This is a genomic window from Pseudomonas sp. KH_027 (assembly GCF_057838565.1).
On sequence record NZ_CM174470.1, the window covers coordinates 3,103,272 to 3,130,245 of the forward strand.

A 26,974-nucleotide genomic window follows, 5' to 3' on the forward strand; every position below is an offset into this window, starting at 1 on the left:
TCTAAAACTCTAGAAAAATAAGCCTGTCTGCTCCAGTAGCGCCGATAAAAAGCGCCCCCCTTTCCCCAACGGATAACCGGTAAGGACTATGTGCGGACTAGCTGGAGAACTACGTTTCGATAAGCGCCCCGCCGACCTCGCTGCGGTCGAGCGCATCACCCACCATTTGGCCCCGCGCGGCCCCGACGCCCACGGCTTTCACAGCCAGGGACCGGTCGCCCTCGGCCACCGCCGGCTGAAGATCATGGACCTGGCCGACGCCTCGGGCCAACCGATGATCGACAGCGAACTGGGCCTGAGCCTGGCGTTCAACGGCGCGATCTACAACTACCCGGAACTGCGCACCGAGCTGGAAAACCTCGGCTACCGGTTTTTTTCCGGCGGCGACACCGAGGTGCTGCTCAAGGGCTATCACGCCTGGGGCGCCGACTTGCTGCCGAAACTCAACGGCATGTTCGCCTTCGCCATCTGGGAGCGCGACCGTCAGCAACTGTTCATCGCCCGTGACCGCCTGGGCATCAAGCCGCTGTACCTGTCGCGCACCGCTGAGCGCCTGCGTTTTGCCTCGACCCTGCCGGCGCTGCTCAAGGGTGGCGATATCGGCACCACGCTGGACCCGGTCGCGCTCAACCATTACCTGAATTTCCATGCCGTGGTGCCGGCGCCGCGCACGCTGCTCGCCAGAGTGGAAAAACTGCCGCCGGCCACCTGGTTGCGCATCGACGCCGATGGCCATAGCGAACAGCACACCTGGTGGAGCCTGGCCTTCGGCCCGCACCCCGAGGAACAAGCGTTCGACCTGCTCGATTGGCGCGAGCGGGTACTCGACGGCATGCGCGAAGCCGTGTCGATCCGCCAGCGCGCGGCGGTGGATGTCGGCGTGTTGCTCTCCGGCGGCGTCGATTCGAGCCTGCTGGTCGGCCTGCTGCGCGAAGCCGGGGTAGAGGATCTGTCGACCTTTTCCATCGGCTTCGAAGATGCCGGCGGCGAACGTGGCGACGAGTTCCAGTATTCCGACCTGATCGCCCAGCATTACGGAACCCGCCACCACCAGTTGCGGATCAACGAGCGTGAAATCATCGAACAGCTGCCGGCGGCCTTTCGCGCCATGAGCGAGCCGATGGTCAGCCACGACTGCATCGCCTTTTATCTGCTGTCGCGCGAAGTGGCCAAGCACTGCAAGGTGGTGCAAAGCGGCCAGGGTGCCGACGAGCTGTTCGCCGGTTACCACTGGTATCCGCTGGTGGATGGCGCGAGCGATCCGTATGCCGCCTACCGTGCCGCCTTTCTCGACCGCAGCTATGAGGAATATACCGCCACCGTGCAGCCCCACTGGCTGACCGGCGATTGCGCCGGCGACTATGTGCGCGAGCATTTCGCCCGCCCCGGCGCGGAGGCCGCCGTGGACAAGGCCCTGCGCCTGGACAGTACGGTGATGCTGGTCGACGACCCGGTCAAGCGGGTCGACAACATGACCATGGCCTGGGGCCTGGAAGCGCGCACGCCGTTCCTCGACTACCGCCTGGTGGAGCTTTCGGCCAGGATTCCCGGGCGCTTCAAACTGCCCGACGGCGGCAAGCAGGTTCTCAAGGAAGCCGCCCGGCAGGTGATACCCGCGGCGGTGATCGACCGGCCCAAGGGTTATTTCCCGGTGCCGGGGCTCAAGCACCTGCAGGGCAACACCCTTGGCTGGGTTCGCGAGCTGCTGCTCGACCCCAGCCAGGACCGTGGCCTGTTCAACCCGGCCATGCTCGACCGCCTGCTGAGCGATCCCCAGGGCCAGCTCACGCCGTTGCGCGGCTCCAAGCTCTGGCAGTTGGCCGCCCTGAACCTCTGGCTCAGTGAACAGGGCCTTTGAACCGGGGCGGTTCCGCTCGCCCCAGCAAAGCGCATTTCAACCGAGAACACGTCCATGAAAGCCCATCCCTACAACCAACGCCTGCTGCGCGGCCAACCGCCGTCCTACGAGCGCCTGCAGGCGCGCTTCGCCGAAGACGGCAACCACTGCGCCAACCCGCCATTGGCCCTGCACTGCGGCTGGGGACGCTTGCTGATCGGGCACACCTACCCGACGCCCGAGGCCCTGGCCTGCGAGTTGCTCAACGAGCAACCTGGCGAGCGCGACATCGCCCTGTATGTGGCGGCGCCCCATCAGGTGCTGGCCCAGGCCCCGCAACGGCTGTTTCTCGACCCCTCCGACACCCTGCGCCTGTGGTTCAGCGACTACCGGCCGGCGCACCGTGGCTTTCGTGGCTATCGGGTGCGGCGGGCGCAGAATGCCGAAGACTGGCAGGCAATCAACCAGCTGTACCAATTGCGCGGCATGTTGCCGGTCGACCCGGCGCGCCTCACCCCTCGCGAGGCGGGCGGCCCCGAGTACTGGCTGGCGGAGGACGAAGACAGCGGCACGGTGATTGGCGCCATGATGGGCCTCAACCATCGCAAAGCCTTTAGCGACCCGGACAACGGCAGCAGCCTCTGGTGCCTGGCCGTGGCGCCCACCTGCACACGGCCGGGCGTCGGTGAGGTGCTGGTGCGCCATCTGATCGAGCACTTCATGAGCCGCGGGCTCGGCTACCTGGACCTGTCGGTGCTGCACGACAACCAGCAGGCCAAGCACCTGTATGCCAAGCTCGGGTTTCGCGATCTGGCCACCTTCACCCTCAAGCGCAAGAATGGCATCAACGAAATACTGTTCCTTGGCCCCGGCCCCGAAGCCGGGCTCAACCCCTACGCGCGAATCATCGTCGACGAGGCGCGCCGCCGTGGTATCGAGGTGCAGGTCGACGATGCCGAGGCCGGGCTCTTCACCCTCTGCCACGGCGGCCGCCGGCTGCGTTGCCGCGAATCGTTGAGCGACCTGACCAGTGCCGTGAGCATGACCCTCTGCCAGGACAAGCGCCTGACCCATCGCGCCCTGGCCCACGCCGGCCTGCAATTGCCGGCCCAGCAACTGGCCGGCAGCGCCGAGGCCAATGCGGCGTTTCTCGCCGAACACGGCAGCCTCGTAGTCAAACCGGTGGACGGAGAACAGGGCAATGGCGTGGCGGTCGACCTGCGCAACGCCAAAGAACTGGCCGAGGCCATTGAGCACGCGCGCACCTTCGACAGCCGGGTACTGCTGGAAAGCTTTCACCCTGGCCAGGATCTGCGCATCCTGGTGATCGGCTTCGAGGTGGTGGCCGCCGCCATCCGTCACCCCGCCGAAGTGGTCGGCGATGGTTGCCACAGCATCGGCGCGCTGATCGAAGCACAAAGCCGTCGCCGTCAAGCCGCCACCGCTGGCGAAAGCCGCATTCCGCTGGATGCCGAAACCCATCGCACCTTACGCAGCGCCGGCTTCGACTACGACAGCGTGCTGCCCGCCGGCCAGCACCTGGCGGTACGCCATACGGCCAACCTGCACACCGGCGGCACCCTGGAGGATGTCACCGAGTGCCTGCATCCGGCGCTGAGCGAGGCGGCCGTGCGCGCGGCCCGGGCGCTGGATATCCCGGTAGTCGGCCTCGACCTGCTGGTGCCGGCCGCCGACCAACCCGAACATGTGTTCATCGAAGCCAACGAGCGCGCCGGCCTGGCCAACCACGAACCGCAGCCGACCGCCGAACGTTTTATCGATTTGCTCTTCCCGCTCAGCCAGATGCCCGGCTGAGGCCTTTCGCCACACGGGGCGGGCCACGCCGGTAGCCGCGCTTGCATGCGCTGCTGCTCGCTCCGGCAACCACTCAATCGCCCACACAGGCGCCAAGGAGACCTCATGTCCAAACTCCCGGAACCCGATCTGCTGTACCTGCGCCGGGTGCTGCTGGAGATGCTCGCCATCCCCAGCCCGACCGGCTTTACCGACACCATCGTGCGTTACGTCGCCGAACGCCTGGAGGAGCTCGGCATCCCCTTCGAGCTGACCCGCCGCGGCACCATCCGCGCCACCCTCAAAGGCCGACAGAGCAGCCCGGACCGCGCGGTTTCCGCGCACCTCGACACCATCGGCGCGATCGTCCGCGCGGTGCAGGACAACGGGCGCCTGAGCCTCGCCGCAGTCGGTCACTGGTCCAGCCGTTTCGCCGAAGGTAGCCGGGTCAGCGTCTTCACCGAAACCGGCGTCATCCGTGGCAGCGTTCTACCGCTGCTGGCTTCCGGGCACGCCTTCAACACCGAGGTGGACCAGATGCCGATCAGCTGGGATCACGTCGAGCTGCGCCTGGACGCCCACAGCAGCAGCCGCAACGAGTGCGAAGCCCTGGGTATCGCCGTCGGCGACTTCATCGCCTTCGACCCCCTGCCGGAGTTCACCGACAGCGGTCATATCAGCGCCCGCCACCTGGACGACAAGGCTGGCGTGGCGGCCCTGCTGACCGCACTCAAGGCGCTGGTCGAGAGTGGCATCGAACCGCCGATCGACTGCCATCCGCTGTTCACCATCACCGAGGAAGTCGGCTCCGGTGCCGCCGCGGCGCTGCCCTGGGATGTCAGCGAGTTCGTCGGCATCGACATTGCCCCCGTGGCGCCCGGTCAGCAATCCAGCGAACACTCGGTCAGCGTCGCCATGCAGGACTCCAGCGGGCCTTACGACTATCACCTGTCCCGCCACTTGCTGCGCCTGGCGGCGCAGCACGAGATCCCGGTGCGCCGCGACCTGTTCCGTTATTACCACAGCGATGCGCAGTCGGCCGTCACCGCCGGCCACGACATCCGCACCGCCCTGCTGGCCTTTGGCTGCGACGCGACCCACGGCTATGAACGCACCCACCTCGACAGCCTGGCCAGCCTCAGCCGCCTGCTCGGCGCCTACATGCTCAGCCCACCGGTATTTGCCAGCGACGCACAACCGGCCCAGGGCTCGCTGGAGCGTTTCAGCCACCAGATCGAGCACGATGCGCAGATGGAAAGCGAAACCCGCGTGCCGGCCGTCGACAGCCTGATCGGCCAGCGCGAAAACGACACTTGAAGGCCGCACGGCATCCGGGCACAGTGCCAGACCAATGATGAGGGGGCCGTAGCGTTTTCCCCTCCATATAATAAAAATGAGGTTTGCGGATGCCTCGAATCTGTCTGGCATTGCTGCTGCTCGTGCTCACCGGGCAGGCCTGGGCCTGGCTGCCTGCACCTCTGGATCAGGATGATCTGCGCCTGTCGCTCGGCCCCTACATGGGGTACCTCGAAGACCCCCACGGCAGCTTCGCCCTCGAGCACGTCCAGGCTTTGCCCGATACGGCCTTCCAGGCGCTCAAAGGCGACAAGGCCAACCTCGGCAAGAACAGCTCGACCTGGTGGTTCAAGGTGCCGCTGCTGAACAGCCGCGACCATGATCTGGGCGGCTATATCGAGGTCAACTACCCACTGCTCGACAACGTGCGGCTCTACTTGCTCACAGCCGACGGCCGCCTGCAGTCGCAGGAGAGCGGCGACCATTTCGCCTTCGCACAACGGCAGGTACAGGTGCGCAATTTCTGGTTCCCAGTGGCTATCCCGCCGGGCAGCAACACCCTGCTGATTCGCGTCGAAAGCACCAGCACCATTTTCATGCCGCTGTACTTCAGCACCTACGGCGCCAGCGCCGCTGCCCAAGAAAACCTCATGGGGTTCAACGGCGCCTTCTACGGCGTGCTGTTCGCCATGTTCTGCTACAACCTGTTTCTCTATATCTCGCTACGCGAGTCGGCCTACCTCTGGTACCTGGCCTACAACCTCAATGTCGGCCTGCTGGCCGCCTGCTTCGACGGCATGCTGTTCAAGCTGCTGCCCGAGCACGTGGCCTTCCAGTCGGTGAGCATCTACATCCTCATGTACCTGCATTGCCTGACGGCCGTGCAGTTCAGCCGGCATTTCCTCCATGCCAAGCAGTTCTTCCCGAAACTCGACCTGGCACTGCGCGGGGTGATGCTGCTGACCATCGCCTGCCTGCTCTCGGTACCCATAATCGGCCTGCAGATCTGGAACATCCTCGCCAGTATCACCGTCTCCGCCGTATCGCTGATGTTGCTGCTGACCGGCCTGTACGTCTGGCGCCGGGGCGTGCGCTATGGCTCCTACTACACCCTGGCGTGGGGCATCCTGCTGTTCGCCTTCATCCAGGCAACCACCGGTTCGCTGGGCATCGAGATCTTCGGCATCTTCGGCGCCACCGCGGTGAAGATCGGCGTCACGATCGAGCTGATCACCCTCTCCATCGGCCTGGCCGACCGGATCAACCTGCTCAAGGAAGAGGGCTTCCGCTCACGTCAGGCCGCCGAGCAAGCGGAGATCGAGAACAAGGCCAAGAGCCGCTTCCTGGCCAAGATGAGCCATGAGATCCGCACACCGCTGAACGGTGTGCTGGGCATGCTGCAACTGCTCAAGAGCACGCCGCTGGACCGCAGCCAGCGGTTCTATGTCGACACCATCGCCAGCTCGGGCAGTTCGTTGATGGCGGTAATCAACGACATACTCGACTACGCGCGGATCGAGTCCGGCAAACTGAACCTGGAACACATCGAATTCGACCTCGAAGCGCTGCTCTCCGACACCCTCAGCCTGTTCACCGCCCAGGCCCTGGAGAAGCGCCTGCGCCTCTACATCAGCCTCGAAGGCGGCGTGCCGCACCGTATCCACGGTGATCCGACGCGGCTGAAACAGGTACTGATGAACCTCTTGAGCAATGCCCTGAAGTTCACCGCCGAAGGGCATGTGGCCGTCAACGTCTGTCGCCGCAGCGACAGCAATGGCGCCATGCACCTGATCTTCGCCGTCAGCGACAGTGGCATCGGCATTCCCGCTGCGGCCCAGGCGCAACTGTTCGAGTCCTTCGCCCAGGGCGATTCCAGCACCACCCGCCGCTATGGCGGCAGCGGCCTAGGCCTGGCCATCAGTAAAGAGCTGGTGGAGATGATGGGCGGCCATATCCAGGTGCACAGCACGCCTGGCCAGGGCACCCGCTTCGCGTTCGATATCGCCTTGCCCGATGACGGCGAAGTGACGGATGAGTTGGGCCGGTTGCTCAAAGGCCACACCGCCCTGATCACCTCGCTGGACGGCCTGGGCCTCGACGCCCTCAGCCGGCTGCTCGGGCGCTGGGGGATGCGCACCGAGCGCTGCCAGGACCCGCAGCGCCTGCACGATTACCTCGACGATTTCGCCGTCTCCCCGCTGCTGGTGCTGATGGCGCCCTGGCCTGGCAGCGTCGTGCACTGGCTCGACTCGCTGCGCCCACACCTGCAACCCGGCCAGCGGGTGCTGCTGCTGTGCCCGCCCGAACAGTGCCAGCAACTGCCGGCCAGCGACGGCCTGCGCCTGCTCAACCTGGCCCAGCCGGTGGCCGTGACGCCCTTGCGCGAAGCGCTGTTGGAGCTTTACCAGGAACAGCGGCCAGCAGTGCGCCCGGCAACTGGCGAAACGCGCAAGGTGGAGGGTGCGACGCCATGCATCCTGGTTGCCGAGGACAACCCGACCAACCAATTGGTGGTGCAGGGGTTTTTGAAGAGGCGCGGCTACAGCGTGCGCCTGGTGACCAACGGCCTGGAGGCCGTCAACGAATACAACCGCGACCCCGCCGCCATCCAACTGATCCTGATGGACTGCGAGATGCCCGAGATGGATGGCTTCGAGGCCACCCGGCAGATCCGCCGCCTGGAACGCCACAAGCAACTGCCAGCGGTGCCGATAGTCGCGCTGACCGCGCACATCCTCGATGAACACCGTCAGCATGGCACCGACGCCGGCATGGATGACTTCCTCGGCAAGCCGCTGGACAGCAAGCTGCTCTTCAGCACACTGGATCGCTACCTGCTGAGCCAGCCGCTGGACACCTCCGGCTAGCAGCGAAGCTCGCCCCTATCGCGCAAAGCGCCTGAACAGGCGCTAGGGGCCTGCACATGATCGTCGCCAGTTCGACACGACCTCGACGCTCCAGCGCGTTACTATCGCCAGGCGTTCAGGAGAAGTGCCCCGTGTTAATCCCCCAGCAGTTGTTAGAAGCCGACACCCTCACCCGCCTGATCGAGGACTTCGTCACCCGTGACGGTACCGACAATGGCGATGAGACCCCATTGGAAACCCGGGTTTTACGGGTTCGCCGCGCACTGGACAAAGGCGAAGCGGTGATCGTGTTCGACCCGGAAAGCGAACAATGCCAACTGGCGATGAAGCGCGACGTACCGCGCGAATGGCTGGAGCCCTGAGCAGCCACTGGCCGCCTGGATAGGCTGGCCGCTCAAGCTGGCGAAAAACGCGGCCCGAGCAGAATGATCAGCGCACCCAGTACGCAGACCGCCGCCCCCAGCCAGTCAGTGGCCAACGGCCGCGCCCGCTCGATCACGCCCAGCCAGAACAACGAGGCCACGATATAGATGCCGCCATAGGCCGCGTAAGCCCGCCCGGCATAGGCCGCTTCGACGCGGGTCAACAGCACGGCGAAGAGCACCAGGCTGCACAAGCCAGGCACCAGCCACCAGGCGCTCTTATCCATCCGCAGCCACAGCCAGAAGGCATAGCAGCCGGCAATCTCGAACAGGGCCGCGAGGAAAAACCACAGGTAGTTGAGCATCGACAGCCGTCTCGATTGATTGCAACACAAAGGCCTGGCACAGGCTCCCGACTGTTTCGTCCTAGCCGCGCAAACCGCCCTCACGCTCCCAGGCACAACGCACGCGCAGGCCATCTTCCCGGGGGCTGTGAAAACCCTGCTCGGACTCCCAGCGAAAGGTATGGGTGCCGTTCAGCTCGGTTTCCAGATGCACCACCGCACTGCCCCAGTACAAACGCTTGAGCAACACCTCGAACTGCTCGACCCACAGGCTCCACTCGTACTCGACCGCACGGTAGCTGGCGCCGAAGTGGATCACCTGGGTCTGGTACAAGCCTTGCTCCGGCTGCGCACAAAAGGAAAACATCTCCCGTCCGAGAAACGGCCAGGCCTCGCCAGCCGGTAACGCATTCAGCTCGCGGTGGTTGGTTGCCCGGCGCAGGCGTAGTTGCTCCGCGTCGGCAGACGGCCAGTCGCGGATACAGCCATAGACGATGGATTCGGACTCCACGCGGGCACTCCAGAAAATGAAGGCAGCCTTCTAACACAGGCCAGAGGGCTGACGAAACCTCAGCCTTATAGCGCGATTTGCCGATGCCCGGCGCAGTAGCCGCTCAATCAGCGGGTTGGATCACTGAAAACGCTGCAAAACAGGCCGCCACACCGATAAAAAAGCCCCGCACAAGGCGAGGCTTTTTTCACTGCATCGACTCAGCCAACAAAGCGGGTCGCCAGCCAGAACAGGCCAGCCGACAATGCCATGGTCGTCGGCAAGGTCAACACCCAGGCCAGCAGGATGTTGCGCACGGTGCCGCCTTGCAGGCCGCTCTTGTTGGCGATCATGGTGCCGGCGACACCCGAGGACAACACATGGGTGGTCGACACCGGCAGGCTGAAGACGTTGGCCAGGCCAATCGCGCAGGCCGCGGTGATCTGTGCCGACATACCCTGGGCGTAAGTCATGCCCTGTTTGCCGATCTTCTCGCCGATGGTCAGCACCACCCGCTTCCAACCGACCATGGTGCCGATACCCAAGGCCAGGGCAACCGCCAGGATGACCCAGAACGGCGAGTATTCGGTGGTGGCGGTCAGGTCTTTGCGCAGTTTTTCCAGGTCAGCCTTCTCACGCGAAGCCAAGCCGGCGAGCTTGCCGACTTTCTTCGCGGTGTCATCCAGGCAGAGCAGGTAACGGCGCACCTGGATCCGCGTGTCGGCCGCCAGGCTATGGTAGTCGTCGACGCCATTCAGGTCCTTGAGCAGTGCGGCGATGGTCGACTCGGTCTGCTGCGGGTTGCAGCGGAACAGGTCGGGCATATCCGAACCGTTGATCTTACCCAGGGCCAGGAACTCGCTGAGGGTGCCACTGTTGCGCTGATAGAACTGGCTGAGGTGCAGGGTCGCATCGCGGGTGCGTTCGATCTGGTAGGTGGTGCTGTTGAGGTCCAGCACGAAGTGGCTCGGCACAATGCCGATCAGCACCAGCATGATCAGACCAATACCCTTCTGCCCGTCGTTGGAGCCATGCACGAAGCTCACGCCCATGGCCGAAAGCACCAGTACCAGGCGATTCCAGAACGGCGGATGCTTCTTGTCATCCAACTCGCGACGTTGCTCGGGCGTCTTGTGCATCTTCGACAGCGGTCGCCACCACTTCAGGGCCAGCAGCAACAGCGCCGCGACCAGGAAACCGGCGAGCGGCGACGCGATCAGGGACATCGCGATATCGATCGCCTTCTGCCAGTTGACCCCATCCGCCAGCGGGATATCGGTAATCAGCGCATTGGCCAGGCCGACCCCGAGGATCGAGCCGATCAGGGTGTGCGAACTGGACGCCGGAATGCCGAAATACCAGGTGCCCAGGTTCCAGGCAATCGCGGCGGCGAGCAGCGAGAAGACCATTGCCAACCCGTGCCCGGTGTTGACGTTGATCAACAACTCCACCGGCAACAGGTGGACGATGGCATACGCCACGCCTACGCCGCCGAGCAGCACGCCAAGGAAGTTGAACAGACCGGAAAGCATCACGGCCAGGTGCGGCGGCATGGCTTTGGTATAGATGACCGTAGCTACCGCGTTGGCGGTGTCATGAAAGCCATTGATGAACTCGAAAGTGAGAACAAAGGCCAGGGCAAGCAGCAAGCTCACGACGACCCAGGCATCAAGCCCGCTGAAGAATTCGAACATGACGGTTTTATGACCGGAACTGAAGGGGGCGCGATTATGCCAGATAAAGCCAGCGAACAAATCCACAAACTGCTGACAGGTCGCCCTGGCCGGCCCACTAACCAGCGGCTTTACAAAGGCAAGCGCTCTAAAACACAAGTTTTTGCCGCACCGATAGGCCGCAGCGCAAACGCTTCGAAGGCTCGGCGTCCGGGGACGCTAAAGCGCTAAAAACGCAGCAGCGGCCAGTCTGGCCTCACACCTTGCCTGGCCGTGGGCGCAAGCCCCAGGCAAGGCCGCTCATCAGCAATGCCAGGCCCGTCAGCACGATAAAAGGCAACCGATAATCGCCGGACAGATCGCGCCCCAAGCCGGCCAGGATCGGGGTCAGGCTGCCCAGGCTGTAACCGGCACAGAGCATCATCGCGGTCCAGCGGCTGACAGCCAACGGCGTATGCGCTTCGTACAGTGGCAATACCAGCGACAGGGCGAAGGAGCCACTCAGCGCAAAACCCAGCAACATCGCGCAAAGCTCGGGCATCCAGTCCGGAATGAAAGTGATCATGCCCAGGCACAGGGTCGAGCACAGCCCGCACAGCAGGAGCAACTGATAGCGGTTGTCGAACCGCTGCGCCAACCAGGGCAACAGAAAGGCACTGGGCACGCCGACCAGCATGGAGGTGCTGAACAGTGCATTGCTGTGCAACAGGGTGAAGCCGGCCTCGTGATAACGCGCCACCAGCCAGGTGGCCAAGGCATAGAACAGGCCGGCCTGGATGGCGAAAAACCCGGTGATCAGCCAGGCCCGCGGTTCGCCCCACGGTAGGCCGCCACCGGTGCTGGCGGCGCCGGCGGTTTCGGCTTTATTCGGCAGGCGCAGCCAGAGCAGGAATGCCAGCAGGGCCGGCAGCGCCCAGATCGCCAGGCCCGAGGTCCAGTGATCGCCCAGCAACTGGGTGGCTGGTGTAGTGAGTACCGCACCCGATGCGCCGCCAATCGCCATGCCGAAGGAGTACCAACCCACTACCCGCCCGATATGCCCGACAAAATGGCGCTTTATGAAGCCCGAGAGCAGCGGCCCGGCAATCGCGATGCCGGCACCGATCACAATCGCACTGCCAATCAGCAGCAGGCTCGACTGCCCGGCAAGGCGCGACAGCAAGGCCACACTGATCAAGCCCAGGCAGGCGGCGATGGTACGTTCCAGGCCGAAGCGCAGTGCCAGGCGCGGTGCCAACGGAGCCAGCAGGCCCATGCACAACACAGGCAGGGCGGTGGTCAGGCTGATCAAACCACGGCTGAGCGCGAGTTCGCTGGCGATGCGTTCGATCAGAGGGGCAAGGGACGTGATGCCAGGGCGCAGATTAATCGCCGCCAGCACCAGAGCCAGCAAGAGCATGGCCCGAGGTACGGGTTTCACAGAGCCTTCAACCTGCAAGCGGCCAATCCGGCCGGGCCAGCAACCCTACTCTCCCGGCCTGCGTCGGGGCAAGCCCGACACCGACCTAAGCTGACCCAATGGACAACTATCTCCTTAAGCCTGCTTGTTCTTGGCCCGCATCCTGTCAGCCATATTGGCCATTTCGTCGTAGAGCAGTTGTGGGTTCTTTTGCTTCAGCGCCCAGGCCATCCGGCCCTGCTCGTGGGGCAGGATCATGAACTCGCCCTTGGCGACGGCCTCATAGATGTAGTCGGCAATATCGGTCGCGCTGATCGGGCTGCTTTCCAGCAATTTGCCGACCTGAGCCTTCATTGCCGGGGTCGGGCCACGGAAGGAGTCCATCAGGTTGGTCTGGAAGAACGACGGGCACACCACGTGCACGCCAACCTGCTGCTGTTTGAGCTCGATCAGCAGGCTCTCGGAAAGCGCCACCACACCGGCCTTGGCCACGTTGTAGTTGCTCATGGCCGGGCCCTGCATCAATGCCGCCATAGAGGCGACGTTGATGATCGTGCCCTGGCTGCGTTCGAGCAGTGGCAGGAAGGCCTTGCAGCCCTTGACCACGCCCATCAGGTTGATCGCGATCTGCCAATCCCAGTCCTCCAGCGACAATTCGCTGAAGAAGCCGCCGGAAGCCACACCGGCGTTATTGACGATGATGTCGATGCCGCCCAGCTTCTCTTCGCAGGCCTGGGCCAAGGCGGTGAGCTGGCTGTAGTCGCGCACATCGCAACGGTAAGTGAAACCATCGCCGCCGGCGGCGCGCACCAGTTGCAGGGTTTCTGTCAGGCCAGGTTCGTTGACGTCGGACAACGCCAGTTGCCAACCTTCGCGCGCCCAACGCAGAGCGATTTCGCGACCCAAGCCGGAACCCGCGCCGGTAATCATCATGCGATTTTGCATAGTCAGGCAGCCTTGTATGTACGGTGGTAGTTGGGCCGCAGTGTAGCGAAGGCACCCGTGCAGCCCACGCACCATTAGGCTGCTGAATGACCCAGGCAAACCGATGCCGCGTTCAACCCCTGCGCTTGCGCAGCACCAGGCCCAGCCACAGGTAGACCAGGATATTCAGCAGCACCACCACCGCCCCCAGCCACAGTTGCAACTGTGCCGTCAGCCCGCTCGGGTAAATGATCGGGAGCAGGTAATGCTCGATAAAGCCACCGCTGTAGCCCGACTCGCCGGCCGCCAGGCGCAGGTGGTTCTCCAGCGGCGTCAGCGGGCAGAACAGATGAAAGAACTCCACCACCGCGCCCCAGACCACCGCCGGCACATGCAGCCAAGCCAGCCAGTGCCACCTGAGCACCAGCAACCCACCGAAGAGGACAAAAACGATGAACAGCAAGTGGCTGAGCACCACTGCATCAGCCGCCAAACGATAGAACATGCATAAGCCTCGGCAGACGCTATGAAAACCCAATGAATAACACTTTATTAAACCGCAAGAGCAGCAGGTAAAACCAAACCGGCCATGTCTCGGCGAGTGGATTAACCGCCTATCGATCAGAGGTCGGGATGTTCAGCCGCTTCATTACCCATCGCTACAGTCTAATATTCCAGACGAAGCCATCGCGGAACATGCAGCTCGATAGCCGGTTCTGGAAGTTTTATCGAAAGGTTCTGCAAAAGGAGTTCGACCATGGGCCTGAGCACGATCCTGATCGTGGTACTGATTCTTCTCCTGGTAGGCGGTCTGCCCGTGTTCCCTCACTCCAGAAGTTGGGGTTATGGTCCTTCCGGGCTTCTCGGCACTGTATTGATAGTTATTTTGATACGGGTATTGCTCGGCAAAATGTAGCCGGGCACTGCACTCAGCGGCCCCGCACGAGCGGGGCTTTTTATTAGCTATGTCGTAGTCAAATGTTGCTGGCTGCCCAGGTTAAGCGCTCGATGCGCCCACTGGATTCCCGCCTTCGCGGGAATGACGAGGTTGGCGCAAAGGCTTGCCTTGCGCCGTCATCCTCGCGAACGCGGGGATCCACCGTGCACGCTGAGCAGCGCAGGCGAGTGCCCCGGCCAAGAGCAGTGTGGCGCAACAGGTAAGTGGGACATAACCTTTTTATTGCGCTGAAAACTATTCCCGGACTGCTGTTCGGCATCGTTCAACAACCACCGATGCATGACGCTTCTGCGCGCCTGCACCACACAATCGAGCACGAATCACTTGGCGCCAAGCACGCGAGATGAGCGATGCGCTTCGGCATTATCCGTAAACAGTGGATAGTGGCGCCTGCGACCTGATGTAGCGTCAGGTTGAGGCCCGTGGGGCGGCGCCGACCGGGCTGAGCCGGCACTCTGTGCTGCGCAAACAAAAAAGGGCAGCCCGAGGGCTGCCCAAATCACTCAAAGGAGCGTGGTTTAGTGAGCTGCGGCACCGCTGGCACCGAGGCCGGTTTGCGAGCGGACGAATTGCGGCAGGAAGCGCGCACGCTCATCGGCAGCGGCAGTGGACTTGTCCGTGATGGAGAAGAACCAGATACCGGCAAAAGCCACGATCATCGAGAACAGCGCCGGGTACTCGTACGGGAAGATGGCCTGGGCATTACCCAGCACCTGCACCCATACGGTTGGGCCAAGGATCATCAGGCCCACTGCGGTGACCAGGCCCAGCCAGCCGCCGATCATGGCGCCACGGGTGGTCAGGTTCTTCCAGTACATGCTGAGAAACAGCACCGGGAAGTTGCAGCTGGCGGCAATCGAGAACGCCAGGCCGACCATGAAGGCGATGTTCTGCTTCTCGAACAGGATACCCAGGCCGATGGCGAGTACGCCGAGGGCGATGGTGGTGATCTTCGAAACGCGCAGTTCATCCTTCTCGTTGGCCTTGCCCTTCTTGATCACGCTGGCATAGATGTCATGGGACACCGCCGAAGCACCGGCCAAGGTCAAACCGGCAACCACCGCAAGAATGGTGGCGAACGCCACTGCCGAGATGAAACCGAGGAACAGGCTGCCACCGACGGCGTTGGCCAGGTGTACCGCGGCCATGTTGTTGCCGCCCAGCAGGGCACCGGCTGCATCCTTGAACACCGGGTTGGTGCTGACCAACAGGATCGCGCCGAAACCGATGATGAAGGTCAGGATGTAGAAGTAGCCGATAAAGCCGGTCGCGTAGAACACGCTCTTGCGGGCTTCCTTGGCGTCGCTCACGGTGAAGAAGCGCATGAGGATGTGCGGCAGGCCTGCCGTACCGAACATCAATGCCAGACCGAGGGAAATCGCCGACACCGGATCTTTCACCAGTGCGCCAGGGCTCATGATCGCCTGACCTTTGACGTGCACTTTCACCGCTTCGGCGAACAGCGTGCCGAAGTCGAAGTTGACGTGCTTCATCACCATCAAGGCCATGAACGAAGCGCCGGAAAGCAGCAGCACGGCTTTGATGATCTGCACCCAGGTGGTCGCCAGCATGCCGCCGAACAGCACGTAGAGCACCATCAGGATACCGACCAGGATCACCGCGACGTGGTAGTCGAGGCCGAACAGCAGCTCGATCAACTTGCCGGCACCGACCATTTGCGCGATCAGGTAGAACGCCACCACCACCAACGAACCGCTGGCGGACAGGGTGCGGATTTCCTTCTGCTTGAGGCGGTACGAGGCCACATCGGCGAAGGTGTACTTGCCGAGGTTGCGCAGGCGCTCCGCGATCAGGAACAGAATGATCGGCCAGCCGACCAGAAAGCCGATCGAGTAGATCAGGCCATCGTAGCCGGAGGTGAACACCAGGGCGGAAATACCCAGGAAAGACGCCGCTGACATGTAGTCGCCGGCGATTGCCAGGCCGTTCTGGAAGCCGGTGATCTTGCCGCCGGCAGCATAGTGGTCAGCCGTCGAATTATTGCGTTTCGAGGCCCAGTAGGTGATGAACAGGGTGGCGCCGACGAAGGCGACGAACATGACGATGGCCGAGACGTTCATCGGCTGGCGTTGAACCTCACCCGTCAGCGCTTCGGCGGCCCAGAGAGCCGGAGCGAAGGCGAACAGGCCCAGGGTGGCAAGCAGACGCGCGATCATTTCTGCACCTCATCCAGAATGGCCTGGTTCAGATCGTCGAATTCACCGTTGGCACGGAATACGTAAATGCCGGTCAGCACAAAAGCCGAGACGATCAGCCCCACGCCCACCGGAATGCCCCAGGTAGTCGCCGAGCCCGGGCTGATCGGCGTGCCGAACAGTTGCGGATCGAAGGCGATGACCAGGATGAAGGCTACATACAGGCCGAGCATGATGGCAGAGAGTATCCAGGCGAAGCGCTCGCGCTTGGACACCAGTTCTTTGAAACGCGGACTTTGCTCAATCCGCCGGTAAATGCTGTCGTTGTTCATTTTGTTGTTGTCCTCCGCAGCACGGGTTGCTGGTGAGGTAACTCTAGAGCGGCTGGCCCCACGCGACAGACGACCTTAGTCTTAGTTGAGACCATAGTCTTAGTCGAAGGCAGCGCCGCCAGTGCAGTGGCAAACGCCGCAGCGGCCAACAAAAAAGCCGCTCAGTGCAGGCACTGAGCGGCTTGGTTGACACGTTTCGAAAGTCAGTGGGCCTCTAGCCGCCCGACTCCCGGCAGGCGTTCAGCGGCCGCTGTTACAGCCACTCTTTGACCCGATCCGGGTGCTCGCTGACCCACTTCTGCGCAGCCTCCGCGGGCTTGGCGCCCTCTTCGATGGCCAGCATCACTTCGCCGATCTCGCTCGGCGTCCAGTTGAATTTCTTCAGGAAAGCCACCACGGTCGGCGCTTTGGCCTCCAGGCCCGGGTTGGCGATGCTGTCGACGTGCTCGGCAGCGCCGTAGACGCCTTTCGGGTCTTCCAGGAAACGCAGCTTCCACTTGGCGAACATCCAGTGCGGAATCCAGCCGGTGACGGCAATCGGTTTTTCCGAGCGGATCGAACGCGCCAACTCGGCGGTCATCGCACTGCCGGAACTGGCCAGCAGTTTGTAGTCCAGACCGTAGTCCTTGATCGCCTGATCGGTTTTCAGCATCACGCCCGAACCGGCGTCGATGCCGACGATACGCCCGGCAAAACCTTCTTTCTGCCCTTGCAGGTCGCCGATGGTCTTGGCCGTGACGTACTCCGGCACGATCAGGCCGATCTTCGCGTCATTGAAGTTCGGGCCGAGGTCGACCACCTGGTCCTTCAACTTCTCGTAGTAGGCACCGTGGGTAACCGGTAGCCAGGCCGAGAGCATGGCGTCCAACTGCCCTTTCGCCACGCCCTGCCACATGATGCCGGTGGCCACCGGCATCAACTGCACGTCATAGCCGAGCTTCTGCTTGATCACCTCAGCCGCCACATGGGTGGTGGCCACGCTGTCCGACCAACCGTCCACATAACCGATTTTGAGCGCTGGTTTCTCCGCCGCCGCAGCCAAACCCGTACTCAGTGCAAGTGCCAGGCCGGCACCCAATCCCAATAACCGTCGCATTTTCATTGTTGATCCCCGAAAGTAGCGCGCCCGATCGATGTCGAGCAGCTGGAATGGTGTTTTGGTTTGGGATACGCCCCCATCACGCCCTGAACAAGCCCTGCCCCTCATCAGTGGAGTGCTGACAGTTCGATAATCGACTCAGGGCGAAACCACACATGCTCTGATAGCGACCTCAAGCCAACGAGAAGCGACATTCGCCCGGCAAATCGGGCATTCATAAAGCCCCATGACCATTCGCTACCGCCATGGCCTGTGCACCGCTGCCATTCTCTGCGCTGCGGTGAGCTGCCCGTTATGCCCGAAATGCCGGGAATGCAGGTAAGATGCGCGGCTTTGCTCCCAGATGCGTCCGATCATGCCAGCTACCGCCCGCTTCCCAGCCCTACCTTATGTGTTCGCCTGTCTGCTCGCCGTATTCGCCCTCGCCGGGCTCTGGTATGGCCTCGGCCAGCCGCTCGTGCTGCCGGACGCGGCGACGCCGACGCACAAGTTGCAGTGCGCCTCCTACACGCCGTTCGACAAGGACCAATCGCCCTTCGACCAGCCTTTCGCCCTGCGCCCGGAGCGCATGGACGCCGACCTGGCGCTGTTGGCCACGCGCTTCCAGTGCATCCGCACCTATTCCATGACCGGCCTGGAAGCCATCCCGGCGCTGGCCCGCAAGCATGGTCTGCAATTGATGCTGGGCGCCTGGGTCAACGGCAACCCCGTGGACACGCAGAAAGAAGTCGCAGCGCTGATCAAGTCCGCCAACGAAAACCCGGATGTCGTGCAGTCGGTGATCGTCGGCAACGAAACCCTGCTGCGCAAGGAAGTCACCGGCGCCCAACTGGCAACGCTGATCAGCCAGGTCAAGGCCCAGGTCAAGCAGCCGGTGACCTATGCCGATGTCTGGGAGTTCTGGCTGCAGTACCCGGAGGTCGCGCCCGCCGTGGACTTCCTGACCATCCACCTACTGCCTTACTGGGAAGACGACCCGGCGGGGATCGACGAAGCCCTGGCCCACGTTGCCGAAATCCGCCAGGTGTTTGGCAATAAATTCGCCCCCAAGGACATCCTGATCGGCGAAACCGGCTGGCCCAGCGAAGGTCGTCAACGTGAAACCGCACTGCCGAGCCGGGTCAACGAAGCCAAGTTCGTCCGCGGCTTCGTCGCCATGGCCGAGCAGAATGGTTGGCACTACAACCTGATCGAAGCCTTCGACCAGCCCTGGAAGCGGGTCAGCGAAGGCGCCGTGGGCGGTTACTGGGGCCTGTTCGATGCCGACCGCCAGGACAAGTCGGTACTCGCCGGCCCGGTCTCCAACCTGCCGAACTGGACCTTCTGGCTCAGCGTCAGCGGCCTGATCTTCCTCGCCACCCTGCTACTGGCCGGGCGCCCGCCCTCCACCCGCGCCGCGCTGATCCTGCCATTGCTGGCGGCCCTCGGCGCCGCCTGCATCGGCCTCTGGGGCGAGTTGGCGCGGGTCACCAGCCGCTTTGCCGGTGAATGGCTGTGGGCAGCCTTCCTGGTCGGTTTGAATCTGCTGGTGCTGGCCCATGCGGCGCTGGCGTTGTCGGCCAAAGCGGGCTGGCGCGCCCGGCTGTTCGCCTGGCTGCAAGCCCGTGGCGGCTGGTGGCTGGCAGCCGCCGGCTTCGCCGGTGCGGTACTGATGCTCAGCCTGGTATTCGACCCGCGTTACCGCAGCTTCCCGAGCGCGGCGCTGCTGCTGCCGGCACTGGTGTACCTGTGCCGTCCGGTGGCCGGCCCACGCCGTGAAATCGCCGTGCTGACCCTGATCATCGGCGCCGGCATCATCCCGCAGCTCTACCAGGAGACCCTCGGCAACCTGCAAGCCATCGGCTGGGCGCTGGTCAGCATCCTGCTGGTCGCGGCGCTATGGCGCAGCTTGCGCGTCAGAACGGCGTAACCTTCAGCTGATCGGCGAAACAAAAAAGGGATGACTCAGTCATCCCTTTTTTCTTGCCCGCAGGTTCAGACCGCCAGGCGTGGCGCCCGCACCAGCCGCAGCGCGGCGATCACCACGGCAAACACCGCCAGGCTGGCGCTGTAGAGCACCAGCGCCGGCAAGGCGAACAGCAGCGCCAACACCGCCAGCCCCCAACCCGAGCGCCCCGGCACAAAGAAAGCCAGAATCGAGCAACCCAATGCCGCCCAGGCGATCACTCGGAAATGGATCAGCAGTCCCAGCCCGGAACGCACCTGGCATTCCCAACGCTGCACCCCATCCACACACAGGCCCACCCACTGGCTATCCTCCATCAGCGCAAAACGCAGCCCATAGCTGGCGGCCAACCACAGCGACAGAACGATTAGCAGCGCGATCAAGGGCAAACGGCGGGACATGGGGCTCTCCAATGGATGAAAACGGCGCCCAGCATAATCTTCCGCCCGCCGGATGCAAACTCGAGCGCTCGGCACTGACGGCCGGCACACCGCCCCAGACCTCCCCCAGTTGCCGAATGGTGCTGGAACACGGCAAGCTCTGGCACGGCCTATAAAAGGAATCCCCATGTCCCGCATTCAGCTTCGCCCCGCCCAGCGCGACGACATCCCGCTCATCCTCAGCTTGATCCGCGAACTGGCCGAATACGAAAAACTCAGCGCGCAGGTCGTCGCCGACCCGGCGCTGATGAGCGAACACCTGTTCGGCCCACGGCCGTTTGCCGAGGTGCTGATCGGTGAACTGGACGGCGAACCCGCCGGTTTTGCATTGTTCTTCCACAACTACTCGACCTTCCTCGGCAAACCCGGCATCTACCTGGAAGACCTTTACGTGCGCAGCAGCGCTCGGGGGGCCGGGCTGGGCAAGGCGCTGCTGGCAGAATTGGCGCACTTGACCGTGAGCCGCGGTTGCGGGCGCCTGGAGTGGTCGGTATTGGACTGGAACGAACCAGCCCTCGGCTTCTATCACCGCCTTGGCGCCCGCCCGCAGGATGACTGGACCGCCTATCGCCTGAGCGGTGCGGCCCTTACCGAGCTGGCTCGGCATGCGAACTGAATCCACACCTCGACACACAGAATGCTTGCAGTTGTAATAGCCAGCGTATTCACTCAGCACCTTATCTTCTAAAGGGATTTTGCAATGCCTCGCCTTCCAGGTCTTGCTGCGCTCTTGAGCGGTCTCATGTTCAGCCTGCCGCTGCTGGCAGCCGATATCGACGCCGTCAGCTATGGCTACCCGCTGAGCAACCCGTTCGAAGCGACCATCGCCACCACCCCGCCGGAGCTGCGCCCGGACCTGCCGGCCGATGCCGATATCGACCAAGCCGACTACGACCTTAAACTGCACCCTGAACGCGAGTTCGAGTTACCGGAGAACTTCTGGCCGGTGACCACGCTGCGCTATCGCCTGGCGGAACAGAAAGGCCCGGCGCCGCTGATCTTCATCATCGCCGGCACTGGCGCGCACTACTCCAGCAGCCTGACCGAATACTTGAAGAAACTCTTCTACGGCGCCGGCTACCACGTGGTGCAACTGTCCTCACCGACCAGCTATGACTTCATGGTGGCGGCTTCGCGCCATGCCACCCCGGGCGTCTCGGCGGAAGACGCCGACGATCTGTACCGGGTCATGCAGGCCGTTCGCGCCCAGCATCCGAAGCTCGAGATCACCGACTTCAACCTCACCGGTTACAGCCTCGGCGCCCTTGACGCGGCCTTCGTCAGCAAGCTCGATGAAACCCGGCGCAGCTTCAACTTCAAGAAAGTGCTGCTGCTCAACCCGCCAGTGAACCTCTACACCTCGATCACTAACCTCGACCGACTGGTGCAAACCGAGGTCAAGGGCATCAATAACAGCACCACCTTCTATGACCTGGTGCTCGGCAAGCTGACCCGTTACTTCCAGCAGAAAGGCTATATCGACCTCAACGATGCCCTGCTTTTCGACTTCCAGCAGTCCAAGCAGCATTTGTCCAACGAGCAAATGGCCATGCTCATTGGCACCTCGTTCCGTTTCTCCTCGGCGGACATCGCCTTCACCTCCGACCTGATCAACCGCCGCGGCCTGATCATCCCGCCGCAGTATCCGATCAGCGAAGGCACCAGCCTCACGCCATTCCTCAAGCGGGCATTGCTGTGCGACTTCGACTGCTACATCCGCGAGCAGTTGATACCCACCTGGCGTGCGCGCACCGATGGCGGCAGCCTGCTGCAGCTGATCGACCAGGTCAGCCTCTACGCCCTGGAGGACTACCTGAAAACCAGCAGCAAGATCGCCGTGATGCACAACGCCGATGATGTGATCCTCGGCCCTGGCGACCTCGGCTTCCTGCGTCGCACCCTAGGCGACCGCCTGACTGTCTACCCCCATGGCGGGCACTGCGGCAACATCAACTACCGCGTCAACAGCGCCGCTATGCTGGAGTTCTTCCGTGGCTAAGCCCCTCTTCCTGCTTGCCTTGCTGCTCGCCAGCCACTTGGCCCACGCTGAACAGACACCTGATCAGGATGGATTCACCCAGCCCCTGCAAACGCTGAAATTCAACCCCGGCCTCGACCAGCGTGAATTCGAGCGTTCGAGCTTCGGGGCCCTGAACGTCTACGACCCATTGGAGTCTTGGAACCGACGGGTCTACCACTTCAACTACCGGTTCGATGAATGGGTATTTCTGCCCGTGGTCAACGGTTACCGCTACATCACGCCCGGCTTCCTGCGCAGCGGGGTAAGCAATTTCTTCAGCAACCTCGGCGATATCCCCAACCTGCTCAACAGCCTGTTGCAGTTCAAGGGCCAGCGCTCGATGGAAACCACCGGACGGTTGCTGCTCAACACCACACTGGGGGTCGCCGGCCTGTGGGACCCCGCCACCCTGATGGGCCTGCCCAAACAGACTGAAGACTTCGGCCAGACCTTGGGTTTCTATGGCGTGCCTGCGGGCCCCTACCTGATGCTGCCGGTCCTCGGCCCGTCCAACCTGCGCGATACCGGCGGATTGGTGGCGGATTTCAGCGTGGAGAGTCAGATCAACTTCCTCAACGTTGCCGAAGTCAGCAGCAACCACCCGGAAATCATCGTGCTGCGCGCGGTCGACAAGCGCCACACCACCAATTTCCGCTACGGCCAGACCAACTCACCGTTCGAGTACGACAAAATCCGCTACGTCTACACCGAAGCACGCAAGCTGCAAATCGCCGAATAGGCCCTTGCTCAAACGCTTGCTGGGCTGATATCCGCAGGGCGGCTTACGGGCTGAGCATTGCCAGTTGTTCCAGGTCGAGGAAGCGCACCAGCGCCGCCTTTTGCGCCATGGCGTCCTGGTAACCCAACTCGATCAGCTCATTGCAGTAACCCGGTTCGAACAGCAGATAGCTGAGCACCCCGGCTCCGCTGGCCTTGGTGGCCCCGGGCCCGCGCAGGAACATCCGCAGCGCCCTCGGCAACTCGTGACGATGGCGCGCGGCAATCTGATCCAGCGGCTGGCTCGGGGCGATCACCAGCACCTCCACGGGTTTGAGCGCCAAACTGCGCGATGGCAGCGAAGCGGGCAGCAAACGAGTCATCTGGTTGAGCCGCTCGAGCAGCTCGATGTCGCCTTCCAGGCTGTCGATAAAGGTGCTGTTGAGCATATGGCCGCTGATCTGCGCCAGGCTGGGTGGGCGCCCGCTTTGTGGCCTGACGATGACCTGATTGGCATCGCCATTCTGCGCATTACCGCTGACCCCGACCACCAGCACGCGGGTGGCGCCCAGGTGCAGCGCCGGGCTGATCGGCGCTGACTGGCGCACCGCACCGTCGCCAAAGTATTCGCGATTGATCTTCACCGGCGGAAAAATCAACGGGATCGACGCGCTGGCGAGCAGGTGCTCGAGCTTCAGCCGGGTGGGTACGCCTACCCGGCGATGGCGAAACCAGGGATCGATGGTCGCGCGCCCCTGATAGAAGGTCACCGCCTGGCCGGACTCATAACCGAATGCCGTCACCGCTACCGCGCGCAGCTGACGCGCCCGCACCGCCGCCGCAATCCCGGAAAAGTCCATCTCCCGCTCCAGCAACTCACGCAGCGGCGCACTGTCGAGCAGCGCGACGGGCAAATCCTTGCCCAGACCGAGCAAGCTATGGGCGAGAAAACGATAGGCCTGGCGCAGTACGCCAGGGAGGTCGCTGCGATACACCTGATGGGTATGGAAGCCTTGCCACACCTGGGTCAGCCGGCGGATCGCCTCGGTGAAATGCAACGCGCCACAGGCAAGCCCCACGGCATTGATCGCACCGGCGGAGGTGCCGACTATCACTGGAAAAGGATTCTGCGTGGCATCCGGCAGCAGGTCGGCAATCGCCGCCAACACCCCGACCTGATAGGCCGCCCTGGCACCGCCGCCAGAGAGAATCAGCCCGGTGACCGGTTTGGCAGGGCGTTCGGCTTGATTCATCGGCGCTCTCTCAAATTATTTGGCCGATTATAGGAGCGGCCTGTTAAGCGTGCTTTTTGTATAACTTGGGCTCACCCGGCGGTCGCGTCTTGAAGCGGCGGTGCGCCCACAGGTATTGCTCGGGGCATTCGCGAATGACGCCCTCGACCCATTGGTTGATGCGCAGGCAATCGGCCTCCTCGCTCTCCCCGGGAAAATCCTCGAACGGCGGATGGATCACCAGGCTATAACCTGCACCGCCCTCAAGACGCTTCTGAGTAAAGGGCACCACGCGCGCCTTGCCGAGCCGAGCGAACTTGGTCGTCGCGGTGACGGTCGCAGCGACGATCCCGAACAACGGCACGAACACGCTCTGTTTGGGGCCGTAGTCCTGATCAGGCGCATACCAGATGGCCCGCCCCGCACGCAGCACCTTGATCATGGCGCGCACATCATCCCGTTCAATGGCCGTGGCATCCAGGTTGTGGCGCTCACGGCCACGCCGTTGGACGAAATCGAACAGTGGGTTTTTGTGCTCGCGATACATGCCATCGATGGTGTGTTGTTGACCAAGGATCGCGGCGCCCATTTCCAGCGTGGTGAAATGCACAGCGACCATAATCACGCCCTGTCCATCCGCCTGAGCCTGCTTCAAGTGCTCCAACCCTTCGATATGCCCCAATGGCGCCAGACGCTTCTTGGACCACCACCAACTCATCGCTGTCTCGAAGAAAGCGATGCCGGTAGAGGTGAAGTTTTCTTTCAACAAACGCTTACGCTCAACCGCTGACAGCTCTGGAAAGCACAGCTGCAAATTGCGTGCGGCAATCTGCCGACGCGAACTCGCCACCCGGTACATCAATGCGCCCAGGCCGCGCCCACACTTGAGCAACAGCGCATAGGGCAATTGGGTAATCAGCCAGAGCAAACCAAGGCCCAGCCACAGCAACCAGTAACGCGGGTGGAGAAAATGGGCACGAAAACGCGGACGATCCATCTCGAATTCCGGACAATCAACAAGGCCGCGCATTCTACAGGAGTCCGCTCGGCTTGCGGCCCAACCGCGTTCTCGCTATAAGTCCCGACTAATTCCGCCCTCAGCAGACTACCTAAGGCCACCAGGCACACCATGAGCCAAGCCGATCTTCTCAACCAAGACCCCGTGTTCCAGCTCAAGGGCAGCATGCTCGCCATCACGGTGCTGGAACTGGCGCACAACGACCTCGACCGCCTCGAACTGCAACTGGCGGAAAAGGTTGCCCAGGCGCCAAACTTCTTCAGCAACACCCCGCTGGTGCTGGCTGTGGACAAACTGCCGGATGCCGAAGGGCTGCTCGACCTCGGCGCACTGATGGCCGTCTGCCGTCGCCACGGCCTGCGCACCCTGGCCATCCGCGCCAGCCGCGAGGAAGACATCGCCGCCGCCACCGCCCTCGACCTGCCCGTCCTGCCGCCCTCCGGTGCGCGCGAACGGCTGGTCGAGCCGGTCGAAAGTATTGCCGCGCGGAAAAAAGCGGAAAAACCCGCCGAACCGATCGCCAGACCGACCAAAGTCATCACCACCCCGGTACGCGGTGGCCAGCAGGTCTATGCCCAAGGCGGCGACCTGATCGTGCTGGCACCGGTCAGCGCCGGCGCGGAACTTCTCGCCGACGGCAACATCCATGTTTACGCCCCCATGCGCGGCCGGGCACTGGCCGGCGTCAAAGGCGATACCAAAGCACGAATTTTTTGCCAGCAGATGGGCGCCGAAATGCTCTCGATTGCCGGCCAATACAAGGTCTCGGAAGACCTCCGGCGCGATCCGTTGTGGGGCGATGCCGTACATGTCAGCCTGTCGGGCGACATGTTGAACATCACCCGTCTTTAACGGATACTGCCGCAGATTTTTAAGTTAAGCCCACAGGGGCCTTACGGGAATTCGCACAGCCGCAGTACGGCTTATAAGTTCCTGATTTTATTTACATTTGGGGTGAATCACCTTGGCCAAGATCATCGTAGTCACTTCCGGCAAGGGTGGCGTGGGTAAAACCACCACCAGCGCCGCCATCGGTACCGGCCTTGCCCTTCGCGGGCACAGAACTGTCATCGTCGACTTTGACGTCGGCCTGCGTAACCTCGACCTGATCATGGGCTGCGAACGCCGCGTGGTGTATGACTTCGTCAACGTCGTCAACGGCGAAGCGACCCTCACCCAGGCCCTGATCAAGGACAAACGCCTGGAAAACCTCTATGTCCTGGCCGCCAGCCAGACGCGCGATAAAGACGCGCTGACCCAGGAAGGCGTAGAAAAAATCATCAATGAACTGCGCGAAACCTTCGAATTCGTGGTCTGCGACTCGCCGGCCGGGATCGAAAAAGGTGCGCATCTGGCCATGTACTTCGCCGATGAAGCGATTGTCGTGACCAACCCGGAAGTCTCGTCCGTACGCGACTCCGACCGCATGCTCGGCCTGCTGGCGAGCAAATCGCGCCGCGCCGAGAAAGGCGACGAACCCATCAAAGAGCACCTGCTGCTGACCCGTTACAACCCGGAGCGCGTGACCAAGGGTGAAATGCTCGGCGTGGAAGACGTCGAGGAAATCCTCGCCATCCGCCTGCTTGGCGTAATCCCGGAGTCGCAAGCGGTACTGAAAGCGTCCAACCAAGGCGTACCGGTGATCCTCGACGACCAAAGTGACGCTGGCCAAGCCTATAGCGATGCCGTCGATCGCCTGCTCGGCAAGGAAGTGGGGCATCGGTTCTTGGATGTGCAGAAGAAAGGCCTCCTGCAACGCCTATTCGGAGCACGCTAATGAATATTTTCGACTTCTTTCGTGAACGTAAGAAGGAATCCACTGCGTCCATTGCGAAAGAGCGCCTGCAGATCATCGTCGCCCACGAGCGCGGTCAACGCAGCAAGCCTGACTACCTGCCTGCCTTGCAGCAGGAATTGGTCGAGGTCATTCGCAAATACGTAAACATCGATTCAGATCAAGTACATGTCGCACTGGAGAACCAGGGCAGCTGCTCGATTCTGGAACTCAACATCACCCTGCCGGATCGCTGAAAGCCTCAGCCTTCACGATAGCGCGCTGAACATGGCGGCC

25 protein-coding genes are annotated in these 26,974 nt (G+C 62.6%); 13 read left to right on the top strand and 12 right to left on the bottom strand.

Annotated elements, in window-relative coordinates; genetic code table 11:
• Positions 1 to 88 precede the first annotated feature (88 nt).
• From AC3IYG_RS14575 to AC3IYG_RS14595, 5 genes are all read left to right on the top strand, one after another.
• Positions 89 to 1,858: an N-acetylglutaminylglutamine amidotransferase gene (locus AC3IYG_RS14575; RefSeq protein WP_489309530.1), complete on the top strand. Its 1,770-nt coding sequence runs from the start codon at positions 89 to 91 to the stop codon at positions 1,856 to 1,858.
• Between the two features lie 54 nt (positions 1,859 to 1,912).
• Positions 1,913 to 3,652 carry an N-acetylglutaminylglutamine synthetase gene (gene ngg, locus AC3IYG_RS14580; RefSeq protein WP_489309532.1) on the top strand — a complete coding sequence of 580 codons (1,740 nt, stop codon included), beginning with the start codon at positions 1,913 to 1,915 and terminating at the stop codon, positions 3,650 to 3,652.
• A gap of 105 nt (positions 3,653 to 3,757) precedes the next feature.
• Complete coding sequence (locus AC3IYG_RS14585) at positions 3,758 to 4,948, top strand: osmoprotectant NAGGN system M42 family peptidase (RefSeq protein WP_489309534.1); 1,191 nt, start codon at positions 3,758 to 3,760, stop codon at positions 4,946 to 4,948.
• Positions 4,949 to 5,037: 89 nt separating this feature from the next.
• Positions 5,038 to 7,794, top strand: coding sequence for a hybrid sensor histidine kinase/response regulator (locus tag AC3IYG_RS14590; protein WP_489309536.1), 2,757 nt, complete (start codon positions 5,038 to 5,040; stop codon positions 7,792 to 7,794).
• 131 nt (positions 7,795 to 7,925) lie between these two features.
• Positions 7,926 to 8,156 carry a YheU family protein gene (locus tag AC3IYG_RS14595; protein WP_489309538.1) on the top strand — a complete coding sequence of 77 codons (231 nt, stop codon included), beginning with the start codon at positions 7,926 to 7,928 and terminating at the stop codon, positions 8,154 to 8,156.
• A gap of 32 nt (positions 8,157 to 8,188) precedes the next feature.
• On the opposite strand, the gene AC3IYG_RS14600 is transcribed toward AC3IYG_RS14595, so the two are convergent.
• The 6 genes from AC3IYG_RS14600 to AC3IYG_RS14625 form a co-directional block, all read right to left on the bottom strand.
• On the bottom strand, positions 8,189 to 8,521 hold the full coding sequence (locus AC3IYG_RS14600) for a YnfA family protein (RefSeq protein WP_489309540.1): 333 nt from the start codon (positions 8,519 to 8,521) through the stop codon (positions 8,189 to 8,191).
• A gap of 61 nt (positions 8,522 to 8,582) precedes the next feature.
• Positions 8,583 to 9,011: a hypothetical protein gene (locus AC3IYG_RS14605; protein WP_489309542.1), complete on the bottom strand. Its 429-nt coding sequence runs from the start codon at positions 9,009 to 9,011 to the stop codon at positions 8,583 to 8,585.
• Positions 9,012 to 9,211: 200 nt separating this feature from the next.
• The gene (locus tag AC3IYG_RS14610) at positions 9,212 to 10,684 is read right to left on the bottom strand and encodes an inorganic phosphate transporter (protein ID WP_489309544.1); all 1,473 of its coding nucleotides are present in this window, start codon (positions 10,682 to 10,684) and stop codon (positions 9,212 to 9,214) included.
• Between the two features lie 235 nt (positions 10,685 to 10,919).
• Positions 10,920 to 12,083 (bottom strand): MFS transporter, encoded by a 1,164-nt coding sequence (locus AC3IYG_RS14615; RefSeq protein WP_489309546.1) that lies wholly within the window; start codon positions 12,081 to 12,083, stop codon positions 10,920 to 10,922.
• Between the two features lie 114 nt (positions 12,084 to 12,197).
• Positions 12,198 to 13,007 carry an SDR family oxidoreductase gene (locus AC3IYG_RS14620; RefSeq protein WP_489309547.1) on the bottom strand — a complete coding sequence of 270 codons (810 nt, stop codon included), beginning with the start codon at positions 13,005 to 13,007 and terminating at the stop codon, positions 12,198 to 12,200.
• 112 nt (positions 13,008 to 13,119) lie between these two features.
• A complete protein-coding gene (locus AC3IYG_RS14625; RefSeq protein ID WP_489309549.1) occupies positions 13,120 to 13,491 on the bottom strand; it encodes a DUF2784 domain-containing protein in 372 nt (123 codons plus the stop codon).
• A 252-nt stretch (positions 13,492 to 13,743) separates the two neighbouring features.
• Between AC3IYG_RS14625 and AC3IYG_RS14630 the strand changes: the two genes are divergently transcribed.
• Positions 13,744 to 13,902, top strand: a complete 159-nt coding sequence (locus tag AC3IYG_RS14630) for a DUF3309 family protein (RefSeq protein WP_489309550.1) — start codon at positions 13,744 to 13,746, stop codon at positions 13,900 to 13,902.
• 560 nt (positions 13,903 to 14,462) lie between these two features.
• Here AC3IYG_RS14630 and AC3IYG_RS14635 read toward each other — a convergent pair.
• From AC3IYG_RS14635 to AC3IYG_RS14645, 3 genes are all read right to left on the bottom strand, one after another.
• Entirely contained in the window at positions 14,463 to 16,121 is a 1,659-nt protein-coding gene (locus AC3IYG_RS14635) for a cation acetate symporter (RefSeq protein WP_489309552.1), read from the bottom strand.
• On the bottom strand, positions 16,118 to 16,432 hold the full coding sequence (locus AC3IYG_RS14640) for a DUF485 domain-containing protein (RefSeq protein WP_489309554.1): 315 nt from the start codon (positions 16,430 to 16,432) through the stop codon (positions 16,118 to 16,120). The genes AC3IYG_RS14635 and AC3IYG_RS14640 overlap by 4 nt, the downstream gene beginning before the upstream one ends.
• 253 nt (positions 16,433 to 16,685) lie before the next feature.
• Complete coding sequence (locus tag AC3IYG_RS14645) at positions 16,686 to 17,534, bottom strand: glycine betaine ABC transporter substrate-binding protein (RefSeq protein ID WP_489309556.1); 849 nt, start codon at positions 17,532 to 17,534, stop codon at positions 16,686 to 16,688.
• Positions 17,535 to 17,886: 352 nt separating this feature from the next.
• Here AC3IYG_RS14645 and AC3IYG_RS14650 point away from each other — a divergent pair, with 352 nt between their 5' ends.
• Positions 17,887 to 19,440 (top strand): glycoside hydrolase family 17 protein, encoded by a 1,554-nt coding sequence (locus AC3IYG_RS14650; protein WP_489309557.1) that lies wholly within the window; start codon positions 17,887 to 17,889, stop codon positions 19,438 to 19,440.
• 65 nt (positions 19,441 to 19,505) lie between these two features.
• Here the strand turns inward: AC3IYG_RS14650 and AC3IYG_RS14655 are convergent, their stop codons facing one another.
• Positions 19,506 to 19,877 carry a hypothetical protein gene (locus AC3IYG_RS14655; RefSeq protein WP_489309559.1) on the bottom strand — a complete coding sequence of 124 codons (372 nt, stop codon included), beginning with the start codon at positions 19,875 to 19,877 and terminating at the stop codon, positions 19,506 to 19,508.
• Between the two features lie 166 nt (positions 19,878 to 20,043).
• Between AC3IYG_RS14655 and AC3IYG_RS14660 the strand changes: the two genes are divergently transcribed.
• The 3 genes from AC3IYG_RS14660 to AC3IYG_RS14670 all read left to right on the top strand — a co-directional run bounded on the left by AC3IYG_RS14660 (position 20,044) and on the right by AC3IYG_RS14670 (position 22,675).
• Positions 20,044 to 20,532: a GNAT family N-acetyltransferase gene (locus AC3IYG_RS14660; protein WP_489309561.1), complete on the top strand. Its 489-nt coding sequence runs from the start codon at positions 20,044 to 20,046 to the stop codon at positions 20,530 to 20,532.
• Between the two features lie 84 nt (positions 20,533 to 20,616).
• Positions 20,617 to 21,915: a serine/threonine protein kinase gene (locus AC3IYG_RS14665; RefSeq protein ID WP_489309562.1), complete on the top strand. Its 1,299-nt coding sequence runs from the start codon at positions 20,617 to 20,619 to the stop codon at positions 21,913 to 21,915.
• Positions 21,908 to 22,675 (top strand): MlaA family lipoprotein, encoded by a 768-nt coding sequence (locus AC3IYG_RS14670; protein WP_489309564.1) that lies wholly within the window; start codon positions 21,908 to 21,910, stop codon positions 22,673 to 22,675. Before AC3IYG_RS14665 ends, AC3IYG_RS14670 begins: the two co-directional genes overlap by 8 nt.
• Before the next feature lie 43 nt (positions 22,676 to 22,718).
• On the opposite strand, the gene AC3IYG_RS14675 is transcribed toward AC3IYG_RS14670, so the two are convergent.
• Together AC3IYG_RS14675 and AC3IYG_RS14680 are read right to left on the bottom strand one after the other, a co-directional pair.
• Positions 22,719 to 23,906 carry a patatin-like phospholipase family protein gene (locus AC3IYG_RS14675; RefSeq protein WP_489309565.1) on the bottom strand — a complete coding sequence of 396 codons (1,188 nt, stop codon included), beginning with the start codon at positions 23,904 to 23,906 and terminating at the stop codon, positions 22,719 to 22,721.
• A 43-nt stretch (positions 23,907 to 23,949) separates the two neighbouring features.
• A complete protein-coding gene (locus AC3IYG_RS14680; RefSeq protein ID WP_489309567.1) occupies positions 23,950 to 24,882 on the bottom strand; it encodes a lipid A biosynthesis lauroyl acyltransferase in 933 nt (310 codons plus the stop codon).
• Positions 24,883 to 25,014: 132 nt separating this feature from the next.
• Between AC3IYG_RS14680 and minC the strand changes: the two genes are divergently transcribed.
• From minC to minE, 3 genes are all read left to right on the top strand, one after another.
• The gene (gene minC / locus AC3IYG_RS14685; RefSeq protein WP_489309569.1) at positions 25,015 to 25,755 is read left to right on the top strand and encodes a septum site-determining protein MinC; all 741 of its coding nucleotides are present in this window, start codon (positions 25,015 to 25,017) and stop codon (positions 25,753 to 25,755) included.
• Between the two features lie 112 nt (positions 25,756 to 25,867).
• Positions 25,868 to 26,680, top strand: coding sequence for a septum site-determining protein MinD (minD, locus tag AC3IYG_RS14690; RefSeq protein WP_489309571.1), 813 nt, complete (start codon positions 25,868 to 25,870; stop codon positions 26,678 to 26,680).
• The gene (minE, locus tag AC3IYG_RS14695; RefSeq protein ID WP_489309573.1) at positions 26,680 to 26,934 is read left to right on the top strand and encodes a cell division topological specificity factor MinE; all 255 of its coding nucleotides are present in this window, start codon (positions 26,680 to 26,682) and stop codon (positions 26,932 to 26,934) included. Before minD ends, minE begins: the two co-directional genes overlap by 1 nt.
• Positions 26,935 to 26,974 lie beyond the last annotated feature (40 nt).

Excerpts from the sequence above, each read along its gene's own strand:
- AC3IYG_RS14575 (WP_489309530.1), top strand. The coding sequence starts at position 89 with ATGTGCGGACTAGCTGGAGAACTACGTTTCGATAAGCGCCCCGCCGAC.
- ngg (WP_489309532.1), top strand. The coding sequence starts at position 1,913 with ATGAAAGCCCATCCCTACAACCAACGCCTGCTGCGCGGCCAACCGCCG.
- AC3IYG_RS14585 (WP_489309534.1), top strand. The coding sequence starts at position 3,758 with ATGTCCAAACTCCCGGAACCCGATCTGCTGTACCTGCGCCGGGTGCTG.
- AC3IYG_RS14590 (WP_489309536.1), top strand. The coding sequence starts at position 5,038 with ATGCCTCGAATCTGTCTGGCATTGCTGCTGCTCGTGCTCACCGGGCAG.
- AC3IYG_RS14600 (WP_489309540.1), bottom strand. The coding sequence starts at position 8,521 with ATGCTCAACTACCTGTGGTTTTTCCTCGCGGCCCTGTTCGAGATTGCC.
- AC3IYG_RS14610 (WP_489309544.1), bottom strand. The coding sequence starts at position 10,684 with ATGTTCGAATTCTTCAGCGGGCTTGATGCCTGGGTCGTCGTGAGCTTG.
- AC3IYG_RS14620 (WP_489309547.1), bottom strand. The coding sequence starts at position 13,007 with ATGCAAAATCGCATGATGATTACCGGCGCGGGTTCCGGCTTGGGTCGC.
- AC3IYG_RS14625 (WP_489309549.1), bottom strand. The coding sequence starts at position 13,491 with ATGTTCTATCGTTTGGCGGCTGATGCAGTGGTGCTCAGCCACTTGCTG.
- AC3IYG_RS14630 (WP_489309550.1), top strand. The coding sequence starts at position 13,744 with ATGGGCCTGAGCACGATCCTGATCGTGGTACTGATTCTTCTCCTGGTA.
- AC3IYG_RS14635 (WP_489309552.1), bottom strand. The coding sequence starts at position 16,121 with ATGATCGCGCGTCTGCTTGCCACCCTGGGCCTGTTCGCCTTCGCTCCG.
- AC3IYG_RS14640 (WP_489309554.1), bottom strand. The coding sequence starts at position 16,432 with ATGAACAACGACAGCATTTACCGGCGGATTGAGCAAAGTCCGCGTTTC.
- AC3IYG_RS14645 (WP_489309556.1), bottom strand. The coding sequence starts at position 17,534 with ATGAAAATGCGACGGTTATTGGGATTGGGTGCCGGCCTGGCACTTGCA.
- AC3IYG_RS14650 (WP_489309557.1), top strand. The coding sequence starts at position 17,887 with ATGCCAGCTACCGCCCGCTTCCCAGCCCTACCTTATGTGTTCGCCTGT.
- AC3IYG_RS14655 (WP_489309559.1), bottom strand. The coding sequence starts at position 19,877 with ATGTCCCGCCGTTTGCCCTTGATCGCGCTGCTAATCGTTCTGTCGCTG.
- AC3IYG_RS14660 (WP_489309561.1), top strand. The coding sequence starts at position 20,044 with ATGTCCCGCATTCAGCTTCGCCCCGCCCAGCGCGACGACATCCCGCTC.
- AC3IYG_RS14665 (WP_489309562.1), top strand. The coding sequence starts at position 20,617 with ATGCCTCGCCTTCCAGGTCTTGCTGCGCTCTTGAGCGGTCTCATGTTC.
- AC3IYG_RS14675 (WP_489309565.1), bottom strand. The coding sequence starts at position 23,906 with ATGAATCAAGCCGAACGCCCTGCCAAACCGGTCACCGGGCTGATTCTC.
- AC3IYG_RS14680 (WP_489309567.1), bottom strand. The coding sequence starts at position 24,882 with ATGGATCGTCCGCGTTTTCGTGCCCATTTTCTCCACCCGCGTTACTGG.
- minC (WP_489309569.1), top strand. The coding sequence starts at position 25,015 with ATGAGCCAAGCCGATCTTCTCAACCAAGACCCCGTGTTCCAGCTCAAG.
- minE (WP_489309573.1), top strand. The coding sequence starts at position 26,680 with ATGAATATTTTCGACTTCTTTCGTGAACGTAAGAAGGAATCCACTGCG.